Annotated in this window: 1 pseudogene; it reads left to right on the top strand. The window is 62.7% G+C overall.

Annotation, left to right across the window (positions count from 1 at the left end):
- Window positions 1-135: pseudogene (locus tag EOD29_RS33595) on the top strand (MerR family transcriptional regulator); the annotation flags it as partial.
- Between the last annotated feature and the right edge of the window lie 117 nt (window positions 136-252).

Here is a 252-nt window from a genome sequence, read left to right on the forward strand (position 1 = left end):
CTGATGAAGCGCGTCGACGAGAAGCGTGAGGACCTGCGCCAGAAGCGCAAGGACATAGACGATACGCTGACCGAACTCGACAATATCGAAGAGGCCTGCCTCGGCCGCCTTGCCGAGATCGGCGTTACCACCTGAGACGTGCCGCAGGGTGGCGCCGAACCTTTATTGCGCCTCGGCGCTGCATTCGCCGGCGATCGTCTGGACTCGCTCATCGCTCTGCAGATCGATCTTGCCCGCCTGCAGCGGTGTCAG

The sequence above is a fragment of the Mesorhizobium sp. M1A.T.Ca.IN.004.03.1.1 genome (assembly GCF_003997555.1).
Taxonomy (GTDB): Bacteria; Pseudomonadota; Alphaproteobacteria; order Rhizobiales; family Rhizobiaceae; genus Mesorhizobium.